Raw genomic sequence first — 24604 nt, 5'->3', positions numbered from 1 at the left:
TAGGCGGAAAAACCCGTAGGGTATCAAGCAATTTTTGTCGTGGGATTTTTCGGTTCGAAGCAACAGTTCCGTCTTCCATCCAGACACAAACTTGAAAGATATTTTTAGCGAGGTCAATACCCACTACTTTGATCGTACTCATGAGATGTTCTCCCGAAATTCAGTGCATCGGATAAAAGATGGCACTATTTTCCACTGAAAAAGGGGACGTCCATCACATCATCCCATTGAATTTTTTCCGCGCTTTGCTATCCCGGCAAAGACCTTATGTCGCGGAATGCGAATGTTATGGCAGACACTCAAACTGGTGGAATCAATAAACGCAATGCCGGTGGGTTTTCCTTTTAATTGAGTCAGATAGCTGCATAGTGGCACCAAAACGGAAGGAGCCATACTGACAAAACGAGAATAGCTGAGTAAGGTGGGAAAATCATTGTGGTGATATTTCCAAATATGTTCTAAATAAAAATTTTTAAAATCACGGTAATGTGACAGATGAAAAAGGATCAAAATGGTCATGATTTCACTGGGATACATGTGGCCTTGTCGGCGGCGTAAACGATGCCCGCTATCGAGACAAAATTGTTCCCATTGAGGGATGAAAAAACGGCAAAAATCATCGACATCACAGAAAATTTCGACTAACTTGTCCATAGCCTGTTCCACCTCGGAGCTGTTTTTGGGTGTGCACCAAAACTTTGCTCCTGGAACAGGCTTCTCGTCAACTTCTTATCCAGAATTCGGGTTAATCAACTAAAACAGGTGATAAAATGGACGAAAAACAGTTGCAAGTTCTGGCTACTGAGCTGGCTAAAAATCTCAAAACCCCGGAAGATCTCAGCCAGCTCTCCCGTTTCCTTAAAAAATTGACTGTCGAAACCGCACTTAACGCTGAATTAGCGACGCAGTTGGGGCATGAAAAACACCAGCCAAAATCAGGCCCTAATACCCGTCATGGCTACTCTTCTAAAACTCTCCTGACTGACGAAGGCGCATTGGCATTGCAAATTCCCTCCTTATCAGGATACATATTGTAATTAAAGGACACTAAAATATTAGGCAATCTTATTAATCATTAACATATGATAGTGCTTTTGAAGAAATATCCTGGATATAGCGCTCTCTTGTTTTGGTTATTTTTTTTAAGATGAAAGGTAATCAATATCAAAACTAACTGAGCGAGTAAGCTGTATTATAATCGATTTGAAGTTTTTTCTTTTCTTAGTATACATAAGAATACCCTTCTTATTCGTTCATATTTTATTTTTCTGTGTAATTCTGATCTAAATATGGACATAATACCATCATAAGTTCATCTAATTTTTATCGGTGATATTGAATTATTTATATATGAATCCAAAAATGATAAAAACAAATAATTTTTTCACTTAAATTTAGAGCCTAATGGGAATAAACTCTTAGTTGAAGATATCTTTTTATCTTCCAACTAAATTCCTCTCCCTCCAAAGACTTGGTGAACACCCCACCAGCCGATTAAAAAACCGGGCAAAATAAGCCGGATCTTTAAACCCAAGCTGATAGGCTATTTCAAATACCGGACTGTCACTAAACAGTAATAACCGCTTTGCTTCCCGCAATTGTTTGTCAAAAATCAATCGCTTCGGGGGCCGGTTGGCAAAGCGTCGGCACATATCTTTTAGGCGAGATTCCGTAATTCCCAATTTTTCCGCGTATTCCGGTACGGCAAGATGTTGGTGATAATGTTGATCAATCAACTGGTTGAAGCGTTGAAATAGTTTTAACTCTCCCCGAACACCACCGGAATGATGATCATCAAGGGGAATACTGCGCAACAGAAAGGTAAACAGCGACTGAGCCAGAAATGCCAGTGATTGTTCGCGCCCAACAAATTGGTTGGCAGATTCACGCTTGATTAAGGCCCAATAGTGGTTGAATGTTTCCAGTTCACCAGGTTTATCCGCCACAGAAAGGCAGATAGCAGGAATATCAACCAGTTCCCGATGAGTAGGATAAAGTGAATTAAGCAACGGTGTAATCAATGCCTGACGGACGGTCAGGACATAACCGTCCGTGTCTTCCTGCGTAAAAAAAGCATGGGGAACAGAAGGGGGAGTCAGGATAAATAGCGGGGCTTGTACGGAATAGTGCTGTTCATCCAGTTGCAGTTCAATTCGTCCTGTCACCAGATAATGCAGTTGGAAAAAACCATCATGGCGATGCGCCTGCATATCACGACCAAAAAATGCCGCCATGCGACCAAAAGTTTGGTAATGCACATCATCCGATCCCTGAGTTTCATCATAATCCTTGCTGATATCGATATTGGTGATGATAGGTTTTGTGATGTTGGATACAGACATCGATTTTTTCCTCCCGTGCCTTGTTGCTGGCCAAGATATTTTGCCCGTTATTTACGATGTTGTCCGTGATCTGGCATGTTGCATTGGGATAAACAAAACCATCAATGCTCCGATAACCAATAACCCTGCGACAAAATAGAGTCCTGCGTTGAAACTGCCGGTTTGATCTTTCAACCAGCCGATCAAAAGCGGGCTGACGGCAGATCCCACATTGCCCGTGGCGTTGATTACGGCGATCCCCACCGCTCTGGCACGCAGACTGATCGACTGATCCGGTGTCGTCCAGAATATCGCCATGGCAGTGAACGATCCAGTGGAAGCCATGATGATCCCCAGTAGCTGTATCAGGCTGTGGTCGGTAAGTGAAGTTAAGACCCAGCCTGCGGCGGCAAACAGATAAGGCAGGGCGGTGTGCATCTTGCGTTCTTGCAGGCGGTCTGAGCGGCGGCTCCAGTAAATCATGCCCAAAATTGTGCAGAATTGCGGAATGGCAGTCAGAATGCCGATAATGACGTGGCTACTGTTCTGATTGAAACTCTGCATAATCTGCGGCGTCCAGATATTAATGGCGCTCAGGGTATTGGTCAGGCAGAAATAAGCGAAGGTATACATCAATACAATCGGGGTAAAAACCTCCCGCCATAAGCTGGTTTTTTGCAGAACAGGCGCGTTGGTGTGTTCCTGTGAAAGTTTCTCGTTTTCTAGCATTTCCTGAAGGCATTGCTTATCTTCACGGGTCAGCCACTTGGCCTTTTCCGGTGAATCATCCAGATAAAACCAGACAACAAAACCAAGCAAAACAGAAGGGAAGCCTTCCAGCAAAAATAGCCATTGCCAGCCACGCAGATCCCAGATACCGTCCATTTCCAGAATATAACCGGAGATGAGTGAACCAAATGCCATCGTTACGGGCATGGCTATCATAAACAGCGCATTGGCACGGGCACGATAATAGGCCGGAAACCAATAAGTCAGGTAGACCAGAATACCGGGTAAGAACCCCGCTTCTGCAATGCCCACCAACATGCGCAGGATATACAGGCTGGTAGGGCCGGTCGCAAACATCGTCGCCGTAGAAGCAATTCCCCATAACACCATAATGGTGGCAATCCAGCGGCGGGCTCCCACAATACTCAGCATGACATTGCTGGGAATGCCAAAAATCACGTAAGTGGCGTAAAACAGCGTGGCTGCCAGCCCGAACATGGTGGACGTCAAGCCAAGATCTTTTCCCATCGTTAAACCAGCAAAACCAATATTGATGCGATCCAAAAAAGAGAAAACAAACAGGATAAAGAGAAAGAAAATCAGACGCCGGAATAACTTATTGATGATATTTTGCTGTTGGGAGGTGAGTTTTTGGTGTGAATAAGCCGGATTATTTGATTTAGATGATTTGGGTATAGCGTCAGGTGAGGTGCTCATTGTCGTTTCCTTTTTATTGTTATTAGGAAATTGAGTTATCAGGAAGTTGAGTTATCAGAAAATTCAAACTGCAATGGCAGATGTCGCGATCAACATCTGCGGTGTAGGGTAATGAATTGTGTTATTGTCGGTAATGAGAACTTAATAACTGCTGGATAATGGTGTGTTGAGTTCTTCCCGAATGTTGCCAAAACGTGCAGCCAGTGCGTTAGCAGCCCCTGTCAGTAAGCTTGTATCAACACCTACGGCAACAAACAGGGCGCCCATATTGAGGTAATGCTTAGCCTCATCAACATTGGTCATCAAAATGCCTGCTGCTTTACCAGAAGCCTTGATTTGACCTATCGCTTGTTCAATCGCTGTCTTAACCTCTGAATGCTGAGGATTGCCGATGTATCCCATATCCGCACTGAGATCCGCAGGGCCGATAAACACGCCATCAACCCCCTCGACTGCCACGATTTCTGGCAGATTTTGCAGGGCCTCACGCGTTTCTACCTGTACCAACACACACATTTCGTCATTGGCACGGGATAGATAGTCAGGAATGCGATTCCAGCGGGAAGCCCGTGCCAGCGCACTGCCTACCCCACGAATACCCGCAGGCGGGTAGTGAGTGGATCGAACCGCTTGACGGGCCTGTTCTGCGTTTTGAATCATTGGGAGTAACAATGTTTGAGCGCCAATATCCAACAACTGTTTGATGATCACCGGATCGTTCCACGGGGGGCGAACGACAGGCTGGCTTGGATAAGGGGCGATGCCCTGCAATTGGGCAAGGATGGTGGAAATATCGTTGGGAGCGTGTTCGCCGTCAATCAACAACCAATCAAATCCTGTTCCTGCCAGAATTTCTGCGCTGTAGCCACTGCATAGCCCGAGCCAGAGTCCGATTTGTGGCTGTCCTGATTTTAGAGCTTGTTTAAACCTATTTGTTAATTGATCCATGATCATACCTTAGAGATTTTAAACAAAGTGACAGCCAATAGAGCCTAAAACACCATAATCCACATGAAAGGTATCACCTTTGCGTGCAGGGACAGGCCGGGTAAAGGAGCCAGACAAAATGATCTGGCCCGCTTCAAGTTGAACATCATGTGGTGCCAGTTTATTGGCAAGCCACGCCACACCATTGGCCGGATGATTGAGAACAGCGGCTGCCACGCCGGATTCTTCAATCACGCCATTGCGGTAAAGCAGGGCGCTGATCCATCGCAGATCGAATTCATCTGGCTTGATCGGACGACCTCCCATGATGACACCGCCATTGGCGGCATTGTCAGAAATCGTATCGAACACTTTACGCGGGCGCCGAGTATCAGGATCGATGTTGTGGCAGCGGGCATCGATAAGTTCCAGCGCCGGAATAACGTAATCTGTCGCGTTATAAACATCAAACAGCGTACAGTTTGGGCCACGCAGGGGTTTTGCCAGCACGAAAGCCAGTTCGACCTCAATGCGCGGCACAATAAAGCGTTCGCAAGGGATATCACCGCCGTCCTGAAAAAACATATCGTCCAGCAGGGCACCATAATCGGGTTCATCAATTTGTGAACTGGCTTGCATGGCTTTGGACGTCAGGCCGATCTTATGGCCTTTGAGAACCCGGCCCTCCGTAATTTTCAAATTTACCCATTCGCGTTGAATGGCGTAAGCATCCTCAATCGTCATTTCTGGATAATCCAATGAGAGCTGGCGGATCTGCTCACGATTTTTTTCTGCCTGATGTAAACGGCGTGCAACCTGTGATACGACTTCTTGCTGTAGCATAGGGGATTAAGCTCCTTTAGCTTCTAACCCTCCAAAACAGAGGTATTTTACTTCCAGATAATCTTCGATACCGTAACGTGAACCTTCACGTCCCAGTCCCGACTGTTTGATACCACCAAATGGTGCGATTTCGTTGGAAATCAGTCCCTCATTGATACCTACCATACCGCTTTCCAACGCTTCTGCCACGCGATAAATCCGGCCGATGTCGCGGGAATAGAAATAGGCAGCCAAGCCAAATTCCGTGTCGTTGGCAATGCGGATGGCTTCGTCTTCATCACGGAATTTGAACAGGGGAGCCAATGGGCCGAATGTTTCTTCGTGGGCAACCTGCATGGATTCCGTAACATCGGCCAGAACTGTTGGTTCAAAGAACAATCCCCCCAGAGCATGGGATTTACCCCCCACCAGAATACGTGCGCCGTTGGAAATCGCATCGCTGATATGAGCCTGTACTTTCTCCACTGCGGCCTGATTAATCAGTGGCCCTTGTTGTGACCCGGTGTCAGTGGCCGGCCCGACACGGAGCTGTTTTACTGCTTGTGCCAAACGTTCCGCAAACGCATCATAGATGCCTTCCTGTACCAGAATTCGGTTGGCGCAAACACAAGTTTGCCCGCTGTTACGGAATTTTGCTGCCATTGCACCTTCTACAGCAGCATCAAGATCAGCATCATCAAACACGATGAAAGGCGCGTTGCCACCCAGTTCGAGGGAGAGTTTTTTCACGGTATCAGCACTTTGTGCCATCAATAACTTGCCAACACGTGTAGAACCGGTAAACGACAGTTTGCGTACGATAGGACTTGAAGTCAGTACTTCTCCGATCGCTTTGGCATCTATTCCGGTGACGATATTCAGGACACCAGCCGGAATTCCTGCTTTCTCTGCCAATACCGCCAGTGCCAGCGCAGAGAGTGGCGTTTCAGCCGCCGGTTTCAGAACCACCGTACACCCCGCCGCCAGAGCAGGCCCGACTTTACGGGTGATCATCGCATTGGGGAAATTCCACGGTGTAATGGCAGCAACAACGCCGATGGGCTGCTTAATGGTGGCAAGACGTCGGCCCGGCATTGGGGAAGGGATGGTTTCACCGTAAATGCGTTTGCCTTCTTCTGCAAACCATTCGATGAAACTGGCACCGTAAGCAATTTCTCCCATTGCCTCCGCGTGGGATTTACCCTGTTCCGCACTCATTATTTCAGCCAGAGCGATTTGATTTTCCATAATCAAATGGAACCATTGCTTGAGCTTTTGGCTGCGCTGTTTGGCGGTTAATGCCCGCCATGCAGGAAGCGCATGGTTAGCGGCTTCAATGGCAGATTGTGTCTCTGTTGCTCCCAGATTACTGACATTGGCAATGATTTCACCATTGGCAGGGTTAGTCACTTCAAAGGTCGCTTTATTTTCTGCATCAACCCATTGACCATTGATATAAGCCTGTTGACGCAGCAATGATGTATCCAAATGACTTGTCATAGTTTCCTCTTTAATTTAAAAAAACAGACGCGAGTGATCTTAATTATGCCACCTATCGTCGTTACTCTTTTGCTTTAAACAGGCTATGAACGTTATTGGATTTATAATTCAGCACAGGATCGAGCTCTTCCATAGTGAAAGAGAGGCCAAGGTAACGCTGCGCCATTAAATCGGTGAAATGCGTTTTGATTAAGGCAAATAACATCTCTCCGACTTTCTGCCGATCTTCAAGGCTGCGTCCGGCACCAATTTTCAATGTCATATGAACAAACGCGTAATCTTGTTTTCCATCCGCCATTTGCCAGGTATCCAACCAAATGGCACGGCTGCGAATACCGCCCAGAGGGAAGATGCCCGTTTCTGCCAGCGCTTGGTTCACTTTGGCAAATAATTCCGGCAAATTGGCTTCTTTGCGGATATTTTCAGTACACTCTGCATAAAAATGTGGCACGGTTTACTCCTGTTGGCCTCAATTTTATCGACGGCCTTTTCATTAATAGTCTGCTACTTATTAATAGCGTCCGGTAATGGGAAAACGGCGTTAACCTGCCCTGTCCCTGAACTTGCGAACAGTTCCGTCAGAAATTCCACTTTGCCGTCATATTTATCCCAACCGAGCAGACCAAGCAGCATTACGGTATCGTGCATATTGCCTTCTCCCCGGCAATACTGTGCATATTCCGGCAGCATCTTGCAGAATTCCTTGAACTTACCCTCTTTCCAAAGCTGTACGACGCGGCGATCCATTTGCTCATCAAACTCGCGGGTATAACTGTTCATGCCTTCTTCGGCGCGTTGATCATCAATAAAGCTGTGCGACAACGAGCCGCTGGCCAGCACTGCAACCGTGCCATCGTATTTCTCAATGGCCCGTAAAATGGCTTCTCCCAATTTGCGGCTATCTTCAAAAGCGTGGACAGTACAAAAAGCAGAAATTGAAATCACCTTGAAACGGCGGTCACTGTTCATATAGCGCATCGGCACCAGCGTGCCGTATTCCAGCTTCAGGCTCAGGATCTCGTGTGATTGAGCACGAACTCCCATCTGACGCGCCTCTTCCGCAATCATCCGCCCCAATTCAGGATTACCGTCGTATTCATAGGTCATGTCACGGATAAAATGTGGTAGCTCATTGCTGGTATAGATGCCAGAAAAATGGTCAGTACAGTTAATATGATAGGCACTGTTAACCAGCCAATGCGTATCGAAAACGATAATGGTATCGACACCCATTTCACGACAACGACGGCTGATCTCTTTATGTCCGTCAATGGCACTTTGTCGGCAGCCGTGATGCTTGCCCGGCAGTTCAGACAGGTACATAGAAGGCACGTGTGTAATTTTCGCAGCTAACGCTAACTTTCCCATAAACCCTCACTTGATATTAGGATGGCCAACTGTGGTTAACGCTGGAATTGATTTCATTCCTGATTGATCAAACGCCCCAACGGGGAATCGGATGATCGCCCATAGAGATACAAACGTTCTTCACTTCGGCAAAGACTTCGAAGCTGTATTCCCCGCCTTCACGCCCTACACCGGAGGCTTTGATTCCACCAAATGGCTGGCGCAGGTCACGGACATTTTGTGAATTGACGAACACCATACCCGCTTCAATGCCACGTGCCAGACGCAAAACTTTGCTGACATCCTGTGTCCAGATATAGGATGCAAGGCCATATTCCACGTCATTAGCCATGCGCAGCCCATCCTCTTCGCTCTTGAACGGTAGCAGGCAAGCAACGGGGCCGAAGATCTCTTCCTGTGCTACACGCATACTGTTATCCACATCAGCCAAGACAGTGGGGCGCAGGAAATTGCCATCTTTCAGATGGGCAGGTAAACCAGTGGGTTTATCGGGGCCACCTGCTAACAATGTTGCACCTTCTTCGATCCCCAAGCGGATATAGTTGGAGACTTTTTCCCAGTGTTGTTGGCTGATCAAGCTGCCAACCTGAGTATTGAGATCGTTGGGATCGCCGACGCGAAGTCGGTTGGCTCGTTCAGCAAAGCGCTTAACAAATTCGGGGTAAATACTTTCTTGAATGAAAATACGGGAACCTGCCGTACAACGCTCGCCATTGAGGGAGAAAATGGTGAATAGCGCGGCATCCAGCGCACGTTCAATATCGGCATCTTCAAAGATCAGAACGGGGGATTTTCCACCCAACTCCATGGAATATTTTTTCAGCCCGGCATTCTGCATGATCACGCGACCGGTAGCTGTTCCGCCCGTGAAAGAAATAGCGCGCACATCGTGATGTTTTACCAGCGCATCACCTGCGGTGTTACCGTAACCCTGTACCACATTCAATACGCCCGCCGGAATACCGGCTTCCAGCGCCAGCTCTCCCAGACGATTAGCCGTGAGTGGTGAAAGTTCGGACATCTTTAAAACAGCGGTATTTCCCAGAGCCAGACAAGGGGCGACTTTCCATGTTGCCGTCATGAAAGGCACATTCCATGGGGAGATCAATGCACAAACCCCGACAGGCTGAATCAAGGTATAATTGAGCATTTTATCATCAACGGGGTAAGTGCGTCCGTTCATTTGCTGGCAAATTTCAGCGAAGAAATTGAAATTCTGGGAAGCCCGTGGGATCAACACATTTTGTGTCTGGTGGATGGGCAGACCGGTATCCTTCGTTTCCATTGCCGAAATTTCAGGAACATTTTGATCAATGAGTTCTCCCAAACGGCGCATCAGGCGAGCCCGCTCCTTCATTGGGGTATTGGCCCATTTCGGGAAAACTTCTTTGGCAGCAGCAACCGCCTGATCAATCTCTGCTTGGCCGCCAGAAGCCACTTCAGCCAGCACCTCACCGGTAGCGGGATTTGTTGTTTCGAAATAGGTTTTGCTATCAACGTTCTTGCCGTTGATCCAATGATTAATAATGGTCATGACAAACTCTCCTCATATTCTTGCTGGCTGACAATGTGATTCACCAGACGACCAACATCTTCAACTTCCACGATAACTTCATCCCCGGGAACAACATTGGACAGCCCTTTTGGGGTTCCGGTGGCAATCATGTCGCCCGGTTGCAATGTCATGAAATCGCTGAGGTAGGTGATCAGGAAAGGAATGTCGAAGATCAAATCGGCGGTTGTGCCCTGTTGACGTAACTCACCATTGACCCAGGTTCTCAGGGTCAGATTATGGGGATCGGCGATCTCATTTTTATCCACGATCCAAGGGCCGATTGGCGTGAGCGTATCCCGGCTTTTTACACGCAAATTGGGACGATAATAATTTTCCAGATAGTCACGGATGGCGTAATCATTACAAACGGTATATCCCGCAACGTAATTCATCGCATTTTCTCTGGAAACTTTATGTGCGGGTTTGCCAATCACGACAACGAGTTCTGCTTCATAATGCATGTACTCCACATTGTCGGGGCGGACAGAAACCTGACGGTGGCCTGTTAAGCTATTGGCAGCCTTGATAAATACAAGCGGTTCTTCCGGTGGCTTAAACTCCAGTTCTGTTGCGTGATCGGCATAATTCAGCCCCAACGCAAACAGGGTTCCGTTGGCGGGAGGAAGCCATATAACATCCTCACTGTTTACCGTACTGCCATTGGGCAGGAGAATATTTTCCTGCTCATCTACGGTGACATTCAGTTCCTGACCCTGATAATAAATTTTGGCGTGTTTCATGCCTGACCTCCTGCGAGTACGATCCTATTTTCCAGATTGGGGAAGCCTTCAGCCTTGATCGTGATTTGATCGCCGGAACGGAGAGTGGCGCGTTGATGGGGTGTTCCCAGCAGGATGACATCGCCTTCTTTCAATGTGGCGAATTCACTTAATGCCACCAGCAATTCCTGCGCTGAACGGATAAGATCTTTGGTTGACCAGCGATCAACTTCCTGCCCATTGATTTCAGTCACTATATCGAGCAATTCCACGGATCTTATCTTGCTCATTTGACCTATCGGGCAAAAACCATCCCGACATTTCGCTTTAATCGCGGGACGGTAAAACGATGTTTCTGGTAGGCTGACTTCATTTGCTAAGGCATATCCGGCAATGTACTGGTCTGCATCCTGAATCGAGACTTTACGGGCGGTTTTTCCAATCAACATTGCCAGAGTTGCGCCGCTTTGTACCGTTTCTCCGACAGGATGAGGAATCACATCCCCTGAGCCAATGACAGTATTGCGGGGTTTGATAAACCAAATTGGCGTTTTTGGGGGTGTTTTATAAGGTGCTTCGTGAAATGCCCCATTCCAGACATCGATCTGGCTACGATGGTTTAGGGCGACGGCAAAGATGGTGCCTTTCATTGACAACTCCTTGTAACCTAAGCGGCTTAGAGAGAGAATGTTATTAATATATTAATAAATCATGTCCGGGCAATCTTCAATATGTTAATTTGATTGTTAATTTTAATTGTGATCTATGTAACAACACTTTATTGCTGATCATTTTTACTACATAAAGATCAGCCTGTTATATTTTTAACCAAGGTCATTTGGGATTGTATTTAACTTATTGTTAACTTTTTAGGGGTGGGATGATTTTATTTATTTGTTAATGTTGAAGTCTTTCTCCTTTGTGGATGATTATGAGCGTGTTAGTCTTTTTGGTGTTCATGTTGTCTATAATAAATAGCGTGGGCGTTAAACTTATAGAATGACTAGCGATTAACTAAAGAGTCACTTTTACTTATGCATGAATCCTTAACAATTGCATTGCTTCAAGCGAGAGAAACCGCGATGGGTTTTTTTCGGCCTATTTTGAAGAGCTATAATTTAACTGAACAGCAGTGGCGTATTATTCGTGTACTGGCAAGTAGCCGTTCTATTGATTTTCATGATTTAGCTTGTCTCACTTGTATCCTTCGTCCAAGCCTGACAGGCATTTTGACACGTATGGAGCGTGATGGGCTTATCTTCCGCCTGAAGCCTATGAATGATCAGCGTAAGCTGTATGTTTCTTTGACTCCGGCTGGGCAGGAACTCTATGAGCAGGCAAAAGGGCAGGTTGCTGAGGGTTATATGGCGATTGAAAACGCTTTTTCTCCAGAAAAATTGGCCCAACTTTTAGGGTTATTGGATGAATTTATTGCTATCGGGAATCTCTCTCAAGAAGATTTGGATGAAGAAAGCGAACTATAGATTGATGGTTTATTAATGTATTAATAAGATAATTAATTAATACATTAAGTGTAATATCAAATCAAACGTAATATCAAATATAGTAATCAAATATAGTAATCAAATATAGTATAAAGGCCGCCGTAATGAATTGCATAGGAGCATTGATGCAGTATATTGCGGCGGCTTTTCTGTTTTGTATTAGTTTTAGCAGGAAGAGAGCAATCCGGCTACCCTTCCTGCTATATCCATTATGCTGACAAGACAATTTTCAATGCCTTCTCTTGGGCTGCATTACTAAATACTTCATAAGCAGTTTCTATTTCACTCAATGGATAATGATGGGTGACCAGCTTTTCAGGTGCAATTTTGCCGGACTGGACGCTTTTCAGCAGCATGGGAGTACTGCTCGTATTTACCAGTCCGGTGGTAATGGTAATGTTTTTGATCCAGAGATTTTCCAGATGCAGATCAACGGATTTGCCGTGGACACCAACATTAGCAATGAATCCCCCTGCTGCGATGATATCCTGACATATTTTGAAAGTTGCGGGGATCCCCACACACTCAATAGCGACGTCTACACCAATACCGTCAGTCAGTTTGTTGATGGTTTCTACTACGTTTTGTTTTGTCGGGTTGATAACCGTGTTAGCACCAAACTGCCGGGCGACGCTAAGGCGGTTATCATCAGTATCGATCATGATGATATGTGCCGGGGAGTAAAATTGTGATGCCAGTAATGCTGATAACCCGACTGGCCCCGCGCCAATTAAGGCGATAGTCTGTCCCGGTTGGACCCTGCCATTGATAACACCAATTTCAAGGCCTGTTGGCAGGATGTCGCTGAGCATTAATGCCGCTTCTTCATCGACACCTCCCGGCAGACGATGCAGGCTATTATCAGCATGGGGAACCCGTACTTTTTCTGCCTGTGTACCATCAATTTTATGCCCCAGGATCCAGCCACCATCTTTACAGTGTGCATAAAGCTGGCGTTTACAATAGGTACAACTACCGCAGACGGTGATACAGGAAATAATCACCTTGTCACCGACTTTGATATTGCGGACCGACTCCCCAATTGATTCAACGATCCCAATACCTTCATGGCCCAATGTCCGGCCTTGCCCGACAGTGGGAACATCTCCCTTGAGGATATGCAGGTCTGTGCCACAGATGGTAGTTTTGACGATGCGGACGATAGCATCTGTTGGTTCAATGAGTTGAGGTGGTGCTTTTTCTTCCCAGCGTTTTTTTCCGGCTCCGTGATAAACAAGTGCTTTCATATAACCCCCTTCACAGGTGATGGTTGTGGTTTTATGGTGTTAAAAACTACAGTAATCCAGCACACGATTTACGTTATCTGCTGCCTGAAGTTTAGCAGATGTCAACGTTTCCGATCTTCAGAATGCTCTCTGATTTAGTCGTGAAATAAAATATGACAAATATGTTCAGGAAAAAGTTCGTATTAAATGTGATTAAAGTTTTTTCAGGTAGCACAAAAATAGCACAAAATAGTAGGGCGCTGGTGGAAATTCTCAAGTAAGGTTGGCTTTCTAAACAGTGAATTACCAATAAATCTGATGGTTCCTCATCCCGCTTTATAACTGATATAAGGATAGCCACATGATGTTTAATGAAGCCAGCGGAACAAGTAAGCTAAAAGGTAAACGAGTTGTAATCACAGGCGGTGGCCGCGATTTTGGGCAAGCAGTTTCTGTTTGGTTAGCGCGTGAAGGGGTGTATGTTGATCTCTGTGCCCGCCAATTAGCCAGCGCGGAAGCAACCTGTGAGATTATTCGTCGTGAAGGTGGTACTGCCAGGGGTTATCAGTGTGATTTGAGTGATGCCGACTCTGTTCGCGACTTTGCCAGTCAGTTACTGCAAGACAAGCAACCTATCGATATCCTGATTTTAAGTGCCGCCCAATGGCTGGAAGGGCATTTGGGAGAAGGGGACAGCGATGCTGATATCGTTAGCACTGTGAATTCCGGTATAACGGGTTCTATCCTGCTGACCAAAGCATTATTGCCGAGTTTGCGTCAGTCACAAGGTGCAGATATCGTTGCTATGGTATCGGTGTGTGGTATTCCTCAATTTACCGAATCCGTTGCTCATCCTGCATTTTTTGCCGCCAAACATGCCATGAGTGGCTTTAGCCAGAATTTAGCCCATCACTTAAGCAAAGAAAATATTCGCGTGACGGGGCTTTATCCACCAGACTTTGAACTTAATGGCTTTGATGAAGTATTGGATGACCATAAAACCATGGGAGAGAAAATGCTGAACGGCCGTTCCGTATGGGAAACGCTACGGTTTGTGATCACCCAACCCCGCAGTTGCCACATTAAAGCCGTTTACTTTCAGGGACCGACTTTTAAGGATTTTGAATAGTGTAAAGCTGGCTAAGTTCTTTTTGAGTTAGCCAGCTATCCAGTAATACTCACTTATTTATTGATTAGCGATTTTGGGATACCTGTTTTTAGGGTGATAACTATTCCACTTTTCATCAGCAAACACTTCACTGTGAGGGACTGCTTTCCCATCTCGCCAAAATTTTAAATTCTGCTTAACTTCTTCGATATCTTTATGGCGATATAGCCAACGTAATTCACTGGAAGTTATACTTGCACCATGATCCTTTTTTGATATCACGGTATCAATATCATCTCCAATAATATCAGCTAAAAAATGAACTGGTGATTTTCTGTGCATTAACTGATATTCCAATCCAGCTTTACTTGTTTTTTTCCAAAGCGGTACTGCTGCGCTTTGTGACGGATTGCTCATTAATGCTGTTATAAGTGCTTCATCATTTTTAACATTGTATTTAGGGTGTGCAGATAGAAACTCCCTAAATCCCATCGCACGATTATAATCATGTAACTCTTTTTTAATACTTTTATCGTCAGCATATTCTGTTGGTTTACTGGGGTTCCAGACAGCATTGGTTATGTCATTTTGTATCAGTATATTGGTTTTTATTTTTTTCTTTTTTCCAAGAAGTTGACCGAATTTGGAAAATAATGTTTTTGAATAATCTGGCGCTGGGCCTTTACGTTTAAATCCCATTTTGTCTAGCTTTGATAAAGCACTATCCCTTGGTGTATTTAGACCATATAGAATATCACCTTGTTTAAATTCATTGATGAGAAACGGTGTTGCTGTTTCTTGCTGTGAGGTAGGTTCCAGACTTTGAGCAATAAGTTGATTATTAGGCGAAGTATTACGTGAAGGATTTTTTGAATATTTTCTTTTTTCTTTAGTGTCATATGTTGGCATAACTATTCCTTAATATTTCAATGGGAATGATCTGTTATTTTTCTGGTTCTTATAAGGCTTCAATCTTTTTACATCTTTCCATACTCAATGAGGATATGGCGATTTATATGGGTAATGCGTGGCTTAAGTGATTATTTGTTAATAATCGGTAGTAAAAATAAATTGGCAATAATGATTGTAATTAATTCTATGATTAGGCTGCAAAATAAAGCTTTCTATGAAACTTTGTTCAAGTTCACAAAGAGAGTTATTTATTGACTCAGTGACTGGGAACGATGGCGTTTTGCAACCTGAGCAGAAAAGTTACTACCTGCACTGTCAACCGTTCCTGTAATCACATTGGCCGGTGATTGAATAATACCTGAGCAGTTATGGCAAGCAGGGAAATCTTGCCCGGCCTTCTTTGTGGTCAGCCGTTTGGTGAAAATGGATGATTGAAGCATTGCTTTGGCATAACGAGCCGGATTGAGGGGATCGGAAGGTTTACCTGCTTCCATAAATACCTGGTTCAACGCTTGTACTTCGGCATGAAGCCCGGCAATACCCGCCATCGTTGGTAACATGTTCTTGTTATGTGAGATATGCTCTTCAACCAGAAGTTGTGTCATCGGATGTAATGTTTGCCCATTTTTTTTATACATATCCTGTAATCCTTCGATAAAGGCGGAAGTATTTGTTACCCGATATTCAATTGCCATGTTATTTCTAAACCCATCTTCAATAACATAGGAATGTTTATTTCTCCATGGCCCTATCGGTCTGTTTATTTCAATGGGAGTTGGAAAAACTAATTCCACACCAGGGAATAATTTTCCGGGCGCCAGGTTTTTATTATTATCCTTAAAGTTAACAAACTCATCTTGATAAGTTTTGTTATGCAAGTAGCCAGCATGGGCAGCAAAATTTTGTAATGCTTTTTTGGTATATTTTTTTATCTCTGTTGGTTTTTTCTTAGCGGGAGTAGGGCGTTCAGATTCTTCAAGAATTGAGTCCGTTTTACTTTTAAATTTCTCCATGGTAGAAGCTAATTGATGCTGATAAGCAGCAGAAACTTCTTCTGTATCTGGTGTATCGAGATGCAAAGCCTCCAGGGTCTTATTTTGTCCGGACTTTTTTTTATAAATCATCTTGTTGTCATAACTGTAGGTCATTTGTTACCTCTGAATTATTAAGTAAGATTAGTTGATGTTTACTATGAATTAATTATTCGCCTTTATTTTCTGATGAAAGTTTTAATACTTGTCTATTAATGCTGTTGATTCTTATTTCTATTTTATTTTTTGTTCTCACCATAGTGTCTAAAGTTAATTTTTCTCTCTTTATTCTAGAGGAAAATCCAGTAAGGCTCATTTTATGATCGCCATATGCTCTACGCATAAATTTGACTGCATCAGAATGACTTTCATCTAACACTTCATTAATTTTTTTAGTGAAATCTAATATATGTTCAGCCTTGTCCTTTCTGAGTTTTCCTGATGCTTTATGATGTGATACAGCCAAATCAGCAAGTTGATATACGGGGATTTTAACCGGAGATAATTTACCCACAAGTTGTGATGTTAACAGGTTAGCTGCGGTGACTTTCAAATTATCTTTGTTAGTTTCAGTTTTAATTGTTTTAGTTATCAAGTTCTTATCATAATTATTGATATCTAATATCATATTTCTTGTTTTAGGATAAGGATGTACAATTCCAAGCTGATCATTTAATTTTCCGACAGCTTTCTTGCTAAGATAATTTAATCCGGTACTTGATGCCATACCTATCCCTGTACCAACAATAGTTCCTACTGGACCAGCTATGGCGGTTCCTATTGCTCCCCCAATAGCACCACTGGCAGCCGTTCCCGCTGTGCTTAATATAGATCCTAGTGCAGTGGTTCCTATATTTTTTGCCAGGTTAATTTTTGAAGACTCAGCGGAATCCATTGATTTTAAAGTGAGATCTAATCTCTTTAAATGCTCCTTGGTAACAACCATAAATTTGTAATATTGAGAAATGTTTTCTTTCCAAAATTTATAATTTCGAATCTGATCTAAAGTAATGGAATCATTTCCCGGTGTAAAGCTATCCAGGTTGCTATCGGTAGAATGTTTTTGTGCAGAAGTATTTTTTTCTGCTTCTCTAAGATAGTTAGGCATATTAAATTTACTTTTTAATTTGTGTTTATATTGAAATTTATTGAATATGATTCAATGGTTATTTGAAAGACTTTTTATCTATCTGATTATTTTTTATGTTAAGTCATTATGTTGTTTTTTATAAATGTCATAATAGGGTTGTTTATGATTTTTGTAATCATTTTCGATATTTTTAAGTTGTTCATAAATTGATAACACTTTATTATATAGACACTCTCCTTCTTCTGTTAAAACTAATCCTTGGTTTTTTCTGACAAAAAGTTTTACACCTAATGAGAACTCCAGTTTTTTTAAGCTTCGGCTAATTGGAGACTGTGTGATAAAAAGCTCCTTTGTTGCCTTATTTATTGATTTGTTTTTGGCTACAACAATAAAATTTGCTAAGTCTTTTGAAATAAACACCTCAACTCCTTTTTAAATGCAATAGGGTTTGTTCCTGGTGTTATAAAATTATTAATAAATTAGTTACATTGTTATTTTAATGACATGATTTGATGAATTATTCATCACAGTGAAAATCATTAATTATGCAATAATCATATATGCACATTATGATTTGTCAACAATTTAATATACAAGTCAGTGCATTCATAAATATTATTTTAAAATAAATAAACCTTATTGAAAAACAATGGAATGTTTAAGATATATGATAAATTAACCTTATTATTAATAAGGTTAATTTATGTCATTAGGCCGGGTTTGGCTGATGAACGATATCATTATGTTAAAAAAGTAAATTATTCTTGCTTGGCTAATTTCTTTTTTATTCTTGAAGTTATTTCCTGACTACCATTGACTGAATCTTGAGTAGGAAAACAGAATTGATTTTCCATTTTTTCTTATGTCTTAAACTAAACATAATAGTACAACAGTTAAAATAAAATTTTATTTAATGAATTATGTAAACAATAATAAATTAAATGCCGAAAAGATGGTTTTTTTCTATATCCTTAATCCTGATTCCATAATCATCGACCGTGGTAACAAATTTGTTACCATTTAACCAGCGATGAAAAATTTTATTGATGTCCTCTAGATATTTTTGGTGGGTAATACCTGATACAGACAGGGATATAGAAATTTCTGCTGAATTGTCTGGAGTCATAGCCTCTTTCGTTGTTAATAGTTCAACTTTGCTCAGCGCTAGCCTAATATTTTCTTCACTTTCTGATTCTGCAACAGGTTGTATCTGTAGTGCCATAATAAGTAATTCTCGCAAAGCATGGCTAATCTTTTCCTGACTGAGTGATGCAATTTGTTCCACTGTAGAAGAAATGGTGCTTACCGGAATCGCCTCATCCTGCTTATCGGTGAGGCTAATCGGTATTGTCACTGAGTAATTTAAAGAAAGCCGTGGGCGATTTCCCAGTGATTGCCAAAAGTTTCCTAAGCTATTTAAACTTTCTTTCGGTGGTACAACCTGAGTATAAGCGCCGGGAATTCCTGCCAATTGGCGGTTATTAATCAAAGCATTCAAGACTTGCGACATAACTTGTATTGCCTGATTATCAGGTTGGCTATCAGGGCTGCTGGCATCTATTGCGGGTTTGCTCGATTCCCAATAGGTAATCAGATAATTACATTTAATATTGACCCAGCCTGGTAATAACCTTCCAGAAGCGGCATTAAACACTCTGGATTCTGTTGTTCTAAGCTGCAAATCTTCATAGATATCATAAAGAAAGACACTAACCATCGCATCAGATTGCACAGTATCCAATTCAGGCAAATCAAAACGAATCGCAACTTTGTTATCAAGATATTTTTCCAGAACCTCTTTCATTGCTTTATTGACATCAATAACGGTTTGCATTTTTAACATAAAAAAATCCTCTTAATTTATTATTGTGATAACCATTAATTCATCTATATATTTAATATTTGGCTAATTTTATTGTTATGAATTTTAAAAAATTAATCGACCCACTTTAGCAAGCTCCCGTGATAATGCTATTTCGATATCTTCATTACTGACTTCGTTATGGTTATTCTCTGCGGCAAAAAGTGAAGACAATAAAGCAATATTGCGAATATTTGCCCCTGTTATGCTTGCTCGTTGGGCTAATTTATCGAAATCTACATCCTGAGCAACTTTGATATTTTCAGGCCAGATTGCCTGCCACATTTTCTTGCGGATAGTTTCATCCGGATAAGTAAAGCGAGTAATAAAAGTAAAACGGCGATTAAACGCATTGTCCAAATGACTGCGGTTATTGGTGGATAAAATCACCAATCCCGGATAATTCTCTAGTCGCTGCAATAGATAAGAGACTTCAATATTGGCATGTCTGTCTTGCGCATCTTTGGTTTCACTGCGTTTACCAAACAAAGCATCTGCCTCATCAAAAAATAAAACACCAGCATCCTGTTCTGCCAAATAGAAGATACGGGATAAGTTTTTCTCGGTTTCACCGATGTACTTATTCACGACGGTGGATAAATCCACTTTGATTAAGTCAACGCCAATGCAATTGGCAATCACTTCTGCCGCCATGGTTTTCCCCGTACCGGAATCACCATAAAACAGGGCACTGATACCGGTACCATAACCAATCTTATCTTTAAAACCTTCCGCCAGAACTTGTTCACGATACTTAATTGACGTGAGTATTTCTTGTATCTGTTGAGTAATATCATCGGATACCAATAAATCTTTTAATGAACGTTTAGGAGTAATACGTTGCGCCAATTGCCTAAAATTTTGCTGGGCGCGTAAGTTGAGTGCCTTATGGATATCGCATTGTTGCAAAATATCCAAAGGATTTCTCTGTTGTTGGTAAAGCAGAGCTTCCTGCAAAATCAATGGCAGGGTTTCGGGATTAAAGGTGTAACGCTGGCTTAAGGCTATTGCGTCAATATTATTTGCACAATGATTGGGTAATTGAGCAGTTAATAGATTGGCTTTTTCTTTTGAGGTCAAAACAGGCATTTCTACCAATAATATCGATAATTTTTTCAACCAGACTAGTGGGGAAGAGGGTTCAATTAAACAAATAATCCTTAATTCAGGTTGATGCAATAAAGCTGACAGAGGTTCCAGTAACTGTTGATTCTGTTCGGCGAATAAGCAAAAGTTTTGCAGTAATAAGCAGGCACCCCGCATACGAATTTCCCGCAAAATAGGCTTTATTTGGGAAAGCAAGGCCTTATCATTATTGTCAGCCAATTTGGCGATATCCACCATTAGCGTTTGCCGCTCTTCTGACGCCATGATATTGGCAACCGCATGTGTTCTGGCACTGCCGATAATGCCCTTTAGTAAAATAATGGGGCGAATATCATCATGGTCAGATAACAATGCGTTACTGAGCAATTGTTTTAATTTGGTTGGGTAATAGCCATTTTCTGCGGGAACTAACCATTCAGAACAATGTTCCAAATCAGGCGTAATATAGTGGTGCCCAAGTAAAAAATGGTACACGCTGTTGTCAGTGATAAAAGGTGTCTGAATCCAGGATGACGTTTTCTGACGGCTATCAATGGATAATAGCTGGCAGCCAATCAGGGGAGCCCGATGTAGAAAGCTGGCTTGTTGTGCCTGTTTCTCCAGCTCTGAGCGGCAAAACAGTTCCAGCGCCAGTGCAAAAGAGGGAAACCGGGATTGTGGTTCTCCCTGAATCAGCGCAATCAGTTGATAGTAGCGGTTATCAAAATGAGGCAGTAAACCTAACAGCAACACATCTCTTTCAAAATCAGTCAGTTCAAAACGTGCAACCAATTCAGTTAACCGGGATGCCACGGGAGTGATTGTCTGCGGTATTGCCAGACAATCCTCATTGAGCCAATGGGGTTTACCCACTGGGTTATCCAGTCTGGCTATTACATCTTCTTCACTTAACAGAAACTCATCAAGGAGGTCACCTCTCTGAGCTGATATGCAATGAACATGGTATTGAAGAACGAGATCGATGCGTTCCAGTTGGCTATATAAAAACGCTAAATTAGAGTCATTATTTTGCTGAAATAAATCAGAGAAAACAGGCACTGTATTCATAAATTTTTACTCAGACTAAACTATTTAGGTCGGTGGTTATAACCACGTTATGGTGATGGGGTGTTTCAACCAGCTAAGGCTCGCTATATTTATTGGCCACGGCCATTCGCTTATTAGTGCATCGTAAACTTCGGGTTTAATATGGATATTTGTCATGCCGTTTAACTCACTTAATTCCCCGGAACGTTGCAAAAATAAGTGGCGCACATCGTTGATTCCCATTTTTTTCAACGCCGGAAGTTGTTCGATAGTTTTTTCCAGCCATTGGTTGATGGTAATTTGCTGTTCTGGATTTGGGGTATGCCATAGCGCGTTATCATGAATGGGTAATCCACAAAGCACCTTATTGAGCGTCAACCGCCATGCGGGTATTTCTTCTTCCGCCCAAATCAGCCAATCAAGTAAACAGACGGCCTCTCTTTGCACTTCGAGGCTGATAAATCGGTTTTTATCCAATAAATCAAAGGTACGGAAAAATGTTGGCAACAGCGGCCATAAAATTATGCAACCAGCATTGCTGATGGGTAGAACTGACTGTACTGATGGGGCTTGAATTTTATTGTCAGGTTGTATAGATGATACTTGCGCTGATGCTGATAAAGCCGATTTCAGTAATTCCTTGTGTTGCTCTCTGTTGTGTAAAGTTGGTAGATTTTCTCCTGCGGCTTGTTTTATCAGGCCATAATGCCGTTGTGTAGTTGCTGGTTGATAGTGTGTTTGCATGGGTTGGAATGCAAATGGCGGTACTGCATCCATTTGCATATCAGGTTTATTGTGGATCTGTTTTAATAGATTGCTATCTTCTGTTAGCGTATTGGTTTCATTATTATCATTATCCTGCCTCAATGGATTAAAATTATTCTCAATAATATATTTCTCCGATGTCAGTTCACTTTGAGTTTGTAATCCAAGTGCTTTTTGTGAGTCATATGCATATTTAATCTGACGTTGAAGATAATATTTAGCCGCCAAACTTAATTTTTCTGGTGTCACTTTTGTATCTGTGGTTTTCTGTCCTTGTGAATTAAAAAATTCAGATTTTGTTGTTTCAGTAAATAACTGGAAAAGCATATTAAGAACGTCTGGCTGGAAGATCTGAATTAAACGGCTTAGCCCCGCAGGTTGTAAACAGTGTTTAGCTAACATAGGTAGCCATTGTTGTGGCTGGTGGTTGATTTGTTGCCACAAATAACTATAAATATACACAGTATTTGTTCTGTCCTCAGATGACCAATACCCCTTACGTAAATAATAATCCACTTTTTCTATCAATTGTGTTCCAGCAAAGGCGTTGTGGGTGGTAACCATTGCAGATTGCTGGTTTAAAATATCTTCTAATAGTTTTTTTTCACCCTTAATGTTGTCTATATGTGGATATGCCTCTTTCCATATCGATTGCGGGTAAGATACCCTTTCTGTCCACGGAATATATTCAGAAGAGTGATAATATTGACTCAATGCTTTTCTTAATCCAGTCGCCAGCTTTTTGGGAATTTCTGTTTCAAGAAAATCAAGATCAATATTTCCCAAATCCACTATTACCTTTTCTAAAGATAATTTTCCCTTGCTATTTAATGATAAACTAATAATATTTTCCGTTATGATTCCCTTTAGTTTTTTATTAAAAACAAATGAGCATCTATCCATTATTTTTTCACCATTATAACCTGAGATTTCAAAGGCAAAAACTGTCTTGTATACAATGCGATCGGATACAGAATCAGATAAAGACATCGGTTAATCTCATTTCATAAAATTAATAAATTATGAAAAATAGCAATGAATATTCATTGGAACCCATTGCTATTAATATAAATCAAGCTAATTTAACTACAGTTTCATAATAAAAGCCAAAAGGTAATAAGGAGGAACTACATCAATATTATGATTATGTGAGGAGGAGGATGCTGTTGCCTGATGATTATGTCCTTGTCCTCCGCCTGTGTTTGATGTATATGGATAAAAATTGTTCCCGTTTGAAGGATTCAACCATATTACACTACCAGGTTTATTGTTTATTTGATAGTCGGTTTGGGTATCAGATGAATAACTATATTTCATTCCATAAAAATTATAGTAAGACATACCTCCAATATGTTTATGACTAGGTATTTGTGATGCTGTTAATGTCGTGTTTTGTACATTAACAGTGACAGAAACTTGAGTTGATGTTGTATTTCTGGAGAAGCTTTTTGTACTACCACTCCCACTGGCTTTACTACTACTTTTCCCTGCTTCAGAAATAGTTTCACCGCACATTACAAAACGGCTTCTTAAATCAGGCGTACTGTTACTACCATCACAAAAAGCCCAACCCTCTGGTGCGGTCCTGCCAGAAAACATCACAATCATACCTGCTGGCAATACTTTATTAGGATCAATTGCAACACCATTAGCATCTACTTTAATCCCACCATTAGCTTTAACTTTAACTGCAACACCACTACTATCAACGCTAATTCCCTTATTACCATTAACTTTAACAGCAACCCCATTACCATCAACGCTAATTCCATTATTAGCATAAACTTTAACTGCAACACCACTACTATCAACGCTAATTCCCTTACTAGCATTAGCTGTAACCGCAACACCACTACCAGTAACGCTAATTCCGTTACCTTGTTTTACAGCTACATTGCTAGTATTAACTGTAATACCATTACCCTGACCGACACATATCCCATTGGTTTCATTAGTCAGACCACTACCAAGATCTACAGATAAAACATCATCTTTTAATGTTAATGGAGAAAAGTCTTTACTGGAAAGAGTGCCTATTTTTAAACTAAGCGTACCACTATCGTCCAGTTTTAATCCTTCTCCGGGGCCATTTTGTTCTGGTGCCTGACCACAAGCTTTACGCCCAACATCGGCAATATCAATTAATTGATTGAAATCAATTTGTAAAGGAATGCTTCCCTCTTTAAATTTATTTTTTAATTCATCGGTTTTAGGGCCAACACCTTTTGCATTAGATAATGTTTGTTGCTCTTTTATTTTTGCAGAATAACGAACTTCTTTCATGGTTAACTCCATTAAATAGATTTAATATAAAA

Annotated in this window: 21 protein-coding genes and 3 pseudogenes; 3 read left to right on the top strand and 21 right to left on the bottom strand. The window is 42.1% G+C overall.

Going from position 1 to position 24604, the window contains the following annotated elements; translation table 11 throughout:
- Together Xmir_RS28130 and Xmir_RS08420 are read right to left on the bottom strand one after the other, a co-directional pair.
- A pseudogene (locus tag Xmir_RS28130) lies at nucleotides 1-142 on the bottom strand (IS110 family transposase); the annotation flags it as partial.
- A gap of 80 nt (nucleotides 143-222) precedes the next feature.
- Nucleotides 223-654 (bottom strand): annotated as a pseudogene (locus tag Xmir_RS08420) (transposase); the annotation flags it as partial.
- Between the two features lie 116 nt (nucleotides 655-770).
- Between Xmir_RS08420 and Xmir_RS08415 the strand changes: the two are divergent.
- A pseudogene (locus Xmir_RS08415) lies at nucleotides 771-1013 on the top strand (transposase); the annotation flags it as partial.
- A gap of 423 nt (nucleotides 1014-1436) precedes the next feature.
- Here Xmir_RS08415 and hpaA read toward each other — a convergent pair.
- From hpaA to Xmir_RS08365, 10 genes are all read right to left on the bottom strand, one after another.
- Entirely contained in the window at nucleotides 1437-2342 is a 906-nt protein-coding gene (hpaA, locus tag Xmir_RS08410; RefSeq protein ID WP_099113940.1) for a 4-hydroxyphenylacetate catabolism regulatory protein HpaA, read from the bottom strand.
- A gap of 51 nt (nucleotides 2343-2393) precedes the next feature.
- Nucleotides 2394-3767, bottom strand: a complete 1374-nt coding sequence (hpaX, locus tag Xmir_RS08405) for a 4-hydroxyphenylacetate permease (protein WP_099113939.1) — start codon at nucleotides 3765-3767, stop codon at nucleotides 2394-2396.
- Between the two features lie 141 nt (nucleotides 3768-3908).
- On the bottom strand, nucleotides 3909-4715 hold the full coding sequence (gene hpaI, locus Xmir_RS08400) for a 4-hydroxy-2-oxoheptanedioate aldolase (protein WP_099113938.1): 807 nt from the start codon (nucleotides 4713-4715) through the stop codon (nucleotides 3909-3911).
- Between the two features lie 18 nt (nucleotides 4716-4733).
- On the bottom strand, nucleotides 4734-5537 hold the full coding sequence (gene hpaH, locus Xmir_RS08395; protein WP_099113937.1) for a 2-oxo-hept-4-ene-1,7-dioate hydratase: 804 nt from the start codon (nucleotides 5535-5537) through the stop codon (nucleotides 4734-4736).
- A gap of 6 nt (nucleotides 5538-5543) precedes the next feature.
- Nucleotides 5544-7016 (bottom strand): NAD-dependent succinate-semialdehyde dehydrogenase, encoded by a 1473-nt coding sequence (locus Xmir_RS08390; protein WP_099113936.1) that lies wholly within the window; start codon nucleotides 7014-7016, stop codon nucleotides 5544-5546.
- A 61-nt stretch (nucleotides 7017-7077) separates the two neighbouring features.
- Nucleotides 7078-7467: a 5-carboxymethyl-2-hydroxymuconate Delta-isomerase gene (locus tag Xmir_RS08385; protein WP_099113935.1), complete on the bottom strand. Its 390-nt coding sequence runs from the start codon at nucleotides 7465-7467 to the stop codon at nucleotides 7078-7080.
- A 53-nt stretch (nucleotides 7468-7520) separates the two neighbouring features.
- Entirely contained in the window at nucleotides 7521-8384 is an 864-nt protein-coding gene (hpaD, locus tag Xmir_RS08380; RefSeq protein WP_099113934.1) for a 3,4-dihydroxyphenylacetate 2,3-dioxygenase, read from the bottom strand.
- Nucleotides 8385-8451: 67 nt separating this feature from the next.
- Nucleotides 8452-9918, bottom strand: coding sequence for a 5-carboxymethyl-2-hydroxymuconate semialdehyde dehydrogenase (gene hpaE, locus Xmir_RS08375; RefSeq protein ID WP_099113933.1), 1467 nt, complete (start codon nucleotides 9916-9918; stop codon nucleotides 8452-8454).
- Nucleotides 9915-10679, bottom strand: coding sequence for a fumarylacetoacetate hydrolase family protein (locus Xmir_RS08370; RefSeq protein WP_099113932.1), 765 nt, complete (start codon nucleotides 10677-10679; stop codon nucleotides 9915-9917). The genes hpaE and Xmir_RS08370 overlap by 4 nt, the downstream gene beginning before the upstream one ends.
- Nucleotides 10676-11308, bottom strand: a complete 633-nt coding sequence (locus Xmir_RS08365; protein ID WP_099113931.1) for a fumarylacetoacetate hydrolase family protein — start codon at nucleotides 11306-11308, stop codon at nucleotides 10676-10678. Before Xmir_RS08365 ends, Xmir_RS08370 begins: the two co-directional genes overlap by 4 nt.
- A gap of 384 nt (nucleotides 11309-11692) precedes the next feature.
- On the opposite strand from Xmir_RS08365, the gene hpaR reads away from it, so the two are divergent.
- Nucleotides 11693-12142, top strand: a complete 450-nt coding sequence (gene hpaR / locus Xmir_RS08360) for a homoprotocatechuate degradation operon regulator HpaR (RefSeq protein WP_099113930.1) — start codon at nucleotides 11693-11695, stop codon at nucleotides 12140-12142.
- Between the two features lie 230 nt (nucleotides 12143-12372).
- Here hpaR and Xmir_RS08355 read toward each other — a convergent pair whose 3' ends face one another.
- A complete protein-coding gene (locus Xmir_RS08355; protein WP_099113929.1) occupies nucleotides 12373-13410 on the bottom strand; it encodes a zinc-dependent alcohol dehydrogenase family protein in 1038 nt (345 codons plus the stop codon).
- 340 nt (nucleotides 13411-13750) lie between these two features.
- On the opposite strand from Xmir_RS08355, the gene Xmir_RS08350 reads away from it, so the two are divergent.
- On the top strand, nucleotides 13751-14518 hold the full coding sequence (locus Xmir_RS08350) for an SDR family oxidoreductase (RefSeq protein WP_244170897.1): 768 nt from the start codon (nucleotides 13751-13753) through the stop codon (nucleotides 14516-14518).
- Nucleotides 14519-14575: 57 nt separating this feature from the next.
- Here Xmir_RS08350 and Xmir_RS08345 read toward each other — a convergent pair whose 3' ends face one another.
- From Xmir_RS08345 to Xmir_RS08310, 8 genes are all read right to left on the bottom strand, one after another.
- Nucleotides 14576-15406 carry a hypothetical protein gene (locus Xmir_RS08345; RefSeq protein ID WP_099113928.1) on the bottom strand — a complete coding sequence of 277 codons (831 nt, stop codon included), beginning with the start codon at nucleotides 15404-15406 and terminating at the stop codon, nucleotides 14576-14578.
- Nucleotides 15407-15657: 251 nt separating this feature from the next.
- Nucleotides 15658-16557: a YwqJ-related putative deaminase gene (locus Xmir_RS08340; RefSeq protein ID WP_099113927.1), complete on the bottom strand. Its 900-nt coding sequence runs from the start codon at nucleotides 16555-16557 to the stop codon at nucleotides 15658-15660.
- Between the two features lie 52 nt (nucleotides 16558-16609).
- Nucleotides 16610-17548: a hypothetical protein gene (locus Xmir_RS08335; protein WP_099113926.1), complete on the bottom strand. Its 939-nt coding sequence runs from the start codon at nucleotides 17546-17548 to the stop codon at nucleotides 16610-16612.
- Nucleotides 17549-17641: 93 nt separating this feature from the next.
- Complete coding sequence (locus Xmir_RS08330; RefSeq protein ID WP_099113925.1) at nucleotides 17642-17950, bottom strand: helix-turn-helix domain-containing protein; 309 nt, start codon at nucleotides 17948-17950, stop codon at nucleotides 17642-17644.
- 517 nt (nucleotides 17951-18467) lie between these two features.
- A complete protein-coding gene (locus Xmir_RS08325; protein ID WP_099113924.1) occupies nucleotides 18468-19373 on the bottom strand; it encodes a Pvc16 family protein in 906 nt (301 codons plus the stop codon).
- An 84-nt stretch (nucleotides 19374-19457) separates the two neighbouring features.
- On the bottom strand, nucleotides 19458-21545 hold the full coding sequence (locus tag Xmir_RS08320; RefSeq protein ID WP_099113923.1) for an ATP-binding protein: 2088 nt from the start codon (nucleotides 21543-21545) through the stop codon (nucleotides 19458-19460).
- Nucleotides 21546-21581: 36 nt separating this feature from the next.
- On the bottom strand, nucleotides 21582-23279 hold the full coding sequence (locus Xmir_RS08315; RefSeq protein WP_099113922.1) for a contractile injection system tape measure protein: 1698 nt from the start codon (nucleotides 23277-23279) through the stop codon (nucleotides 21582-21584).
- A 96-nt stretch (nucleotides 23280-23375) separates the two neighbouring features.
- A complete protein-coding gene (locus Xmir_RS08310) occupies nucleotides 23376-24572 on the bottom strand; it encodes a tail fiber protein (RefSeq protein WP_099113921.1) in 1197 nt (398 codons plus the stop codon).
- Nucleotides 24573-24604 lie beyond the last annotated feature (32 nt).

The organism is Xenorhabdus miraniensis (assembly GCF_002632615.1).
The sequence above is the reverse complement of the archived record's forward strand: the minus strand, read 5'-3'. Positions and strand labels throughout refer to the sequence as shown.

What these genes read in the sequence shown, in the direction of transcription:
- hpaA (WP_099113940.1), bottom strand. Translation starts at nt 2,342, where the DNA reads ATGTCTGTATCCAACATCACAAAACCTATCATCACCAATATCGATATC.
- hpaX (WP_099113939.1), bottom strand. Translation starts at nt 3,767, where the DNA reads ATGAGCACCTCACCTGACGCTATACCCAAATCATCTAAATCAAATAAT.
- hpaI (WP_099113938.1), bottom strand. Translation starts at nt 4,715, where the DNA reads ATGGATCAATTAACAAATAGGTTTAAACAAGCTCTAAAATCAGGACAG.
- hpaH (WP_099113937.1), bottom strand. Translation starts at nt 5,537, where the DNA reads ATGCTACAGCAAGAAGTCGTATCACAGGTTGCACGCCGTTTACATCAG.
- Xmir_RS08390 (WP_099113936.1), bottom strand. Translation starts at nt 7,016, where the DNA reads ATGACAAGTCATTTGGATACATCATTGCTGCGTCAACAGGCTTATATC.
- hpaD (WP_099113934.1), bottom strand. Translation starts at nt 8,384, where the DNA reads ATGGGAAAGTTAGCGTTAGCTGCGAAAATTACACACGTGCCTTCTATG.
- hpaE (WP_099113933.1), bottom strand. Translation starts at nt 9,918, where the DNA reads ATGACCATTATTAATCATTGGATCAACGGCAAGAACGTTGATAGCAAA.
- Xmir_RS08370 (WP_099113932.1), bottom strand. Translation starts at nt 10,679, where the DNA reads ATGAAACACGCCAAAATTTATTATCAGGGTCAGGAACTGAATGTCACC.
- Xmir_RS08365 (WP_099113931.1), bottom strand. Translation starts at nt 11,308, where the DNA reads ATGAAAGGCACCATCTTTGCCGTCGCCCTAAACCATCGTAGCCAGATC.
- hpaR (WP_099113930.1), top strand. Translation starts at nt 11,693, where the DNA reads ATGCATGAATCCTTAACAATTGCATTGCTTCAAGCGAGAGAAACCGCG.
- Xmir_RS08355 (WP_099113929.1), bottom strand. Translation starts at nt 13,410, where the DNA reads ATGAAAGCACTTGTTTATCACGGAGCCGGAAAAAAACGCTGGGAAGAA.
- Xmir_RS08350 (WP_244170897.1), top strand. Translation starts at nt 13,751, where the DNA reads ATGATGTTTAATGAAGCCAGCGGAACAAGTAAGCTAAAAGGTAAACGA.
- Xmir_RS08345 (WP_099113928.1), bottom strand. Translation starts at nt 15,406, where the DNA reads ATGCCAACATATGACACTAAAGAAAAAAGAAAATATTCAAAAAATCCT.
- Xmir_RS08340 (WP_099113927.1), bottom strand. Translation starts at nt 16,557, where the DNA reads ATGACCTACAGTTATGACAACAAGATGATTTATAAAAAAAAGTCCGGA.
- Xmir_RS08335 (WP_099113926.1), bottom strand. Translation starts at nt 17,548, where the DNA reads ATGCCTAACTATCTTAGAGAAGCAGAAAAAAATACTTCTGCACAAAAA.
- Xmir_RS08325 (WP_099113924.1), bottom strand. Translation starts at nt 19,373, where the DNA reads ATGTTAAAAATGCAAACCGTTATTGATGTCAATAAAGCAATGAAAGAG.
- Xmir_RS08320 (WP_099113923.1), bottom strand. Translation starts at nt 21,545, where the DNA reads ATGAATACAGTGCCTGTTTTCTCTGATTTATTTCAGCAAAATAATGAC.
- Xmir_RS08315 (WP_099113922.1), bottom strand. Translation starts at nt 23,279, where the DNA reads ATGTCTTTATCTGATTCTGTATCCGATCGCATTGTATACAAGACAGTT.
- Xmir_RS08310 (WP_099113921.1), bottom strand. Translation starts at nt 24,572, where the DNA reads ATGAAAGAAGTTCGTTATTCTGCAAAAATAAAAGAGCAACAAACATTA.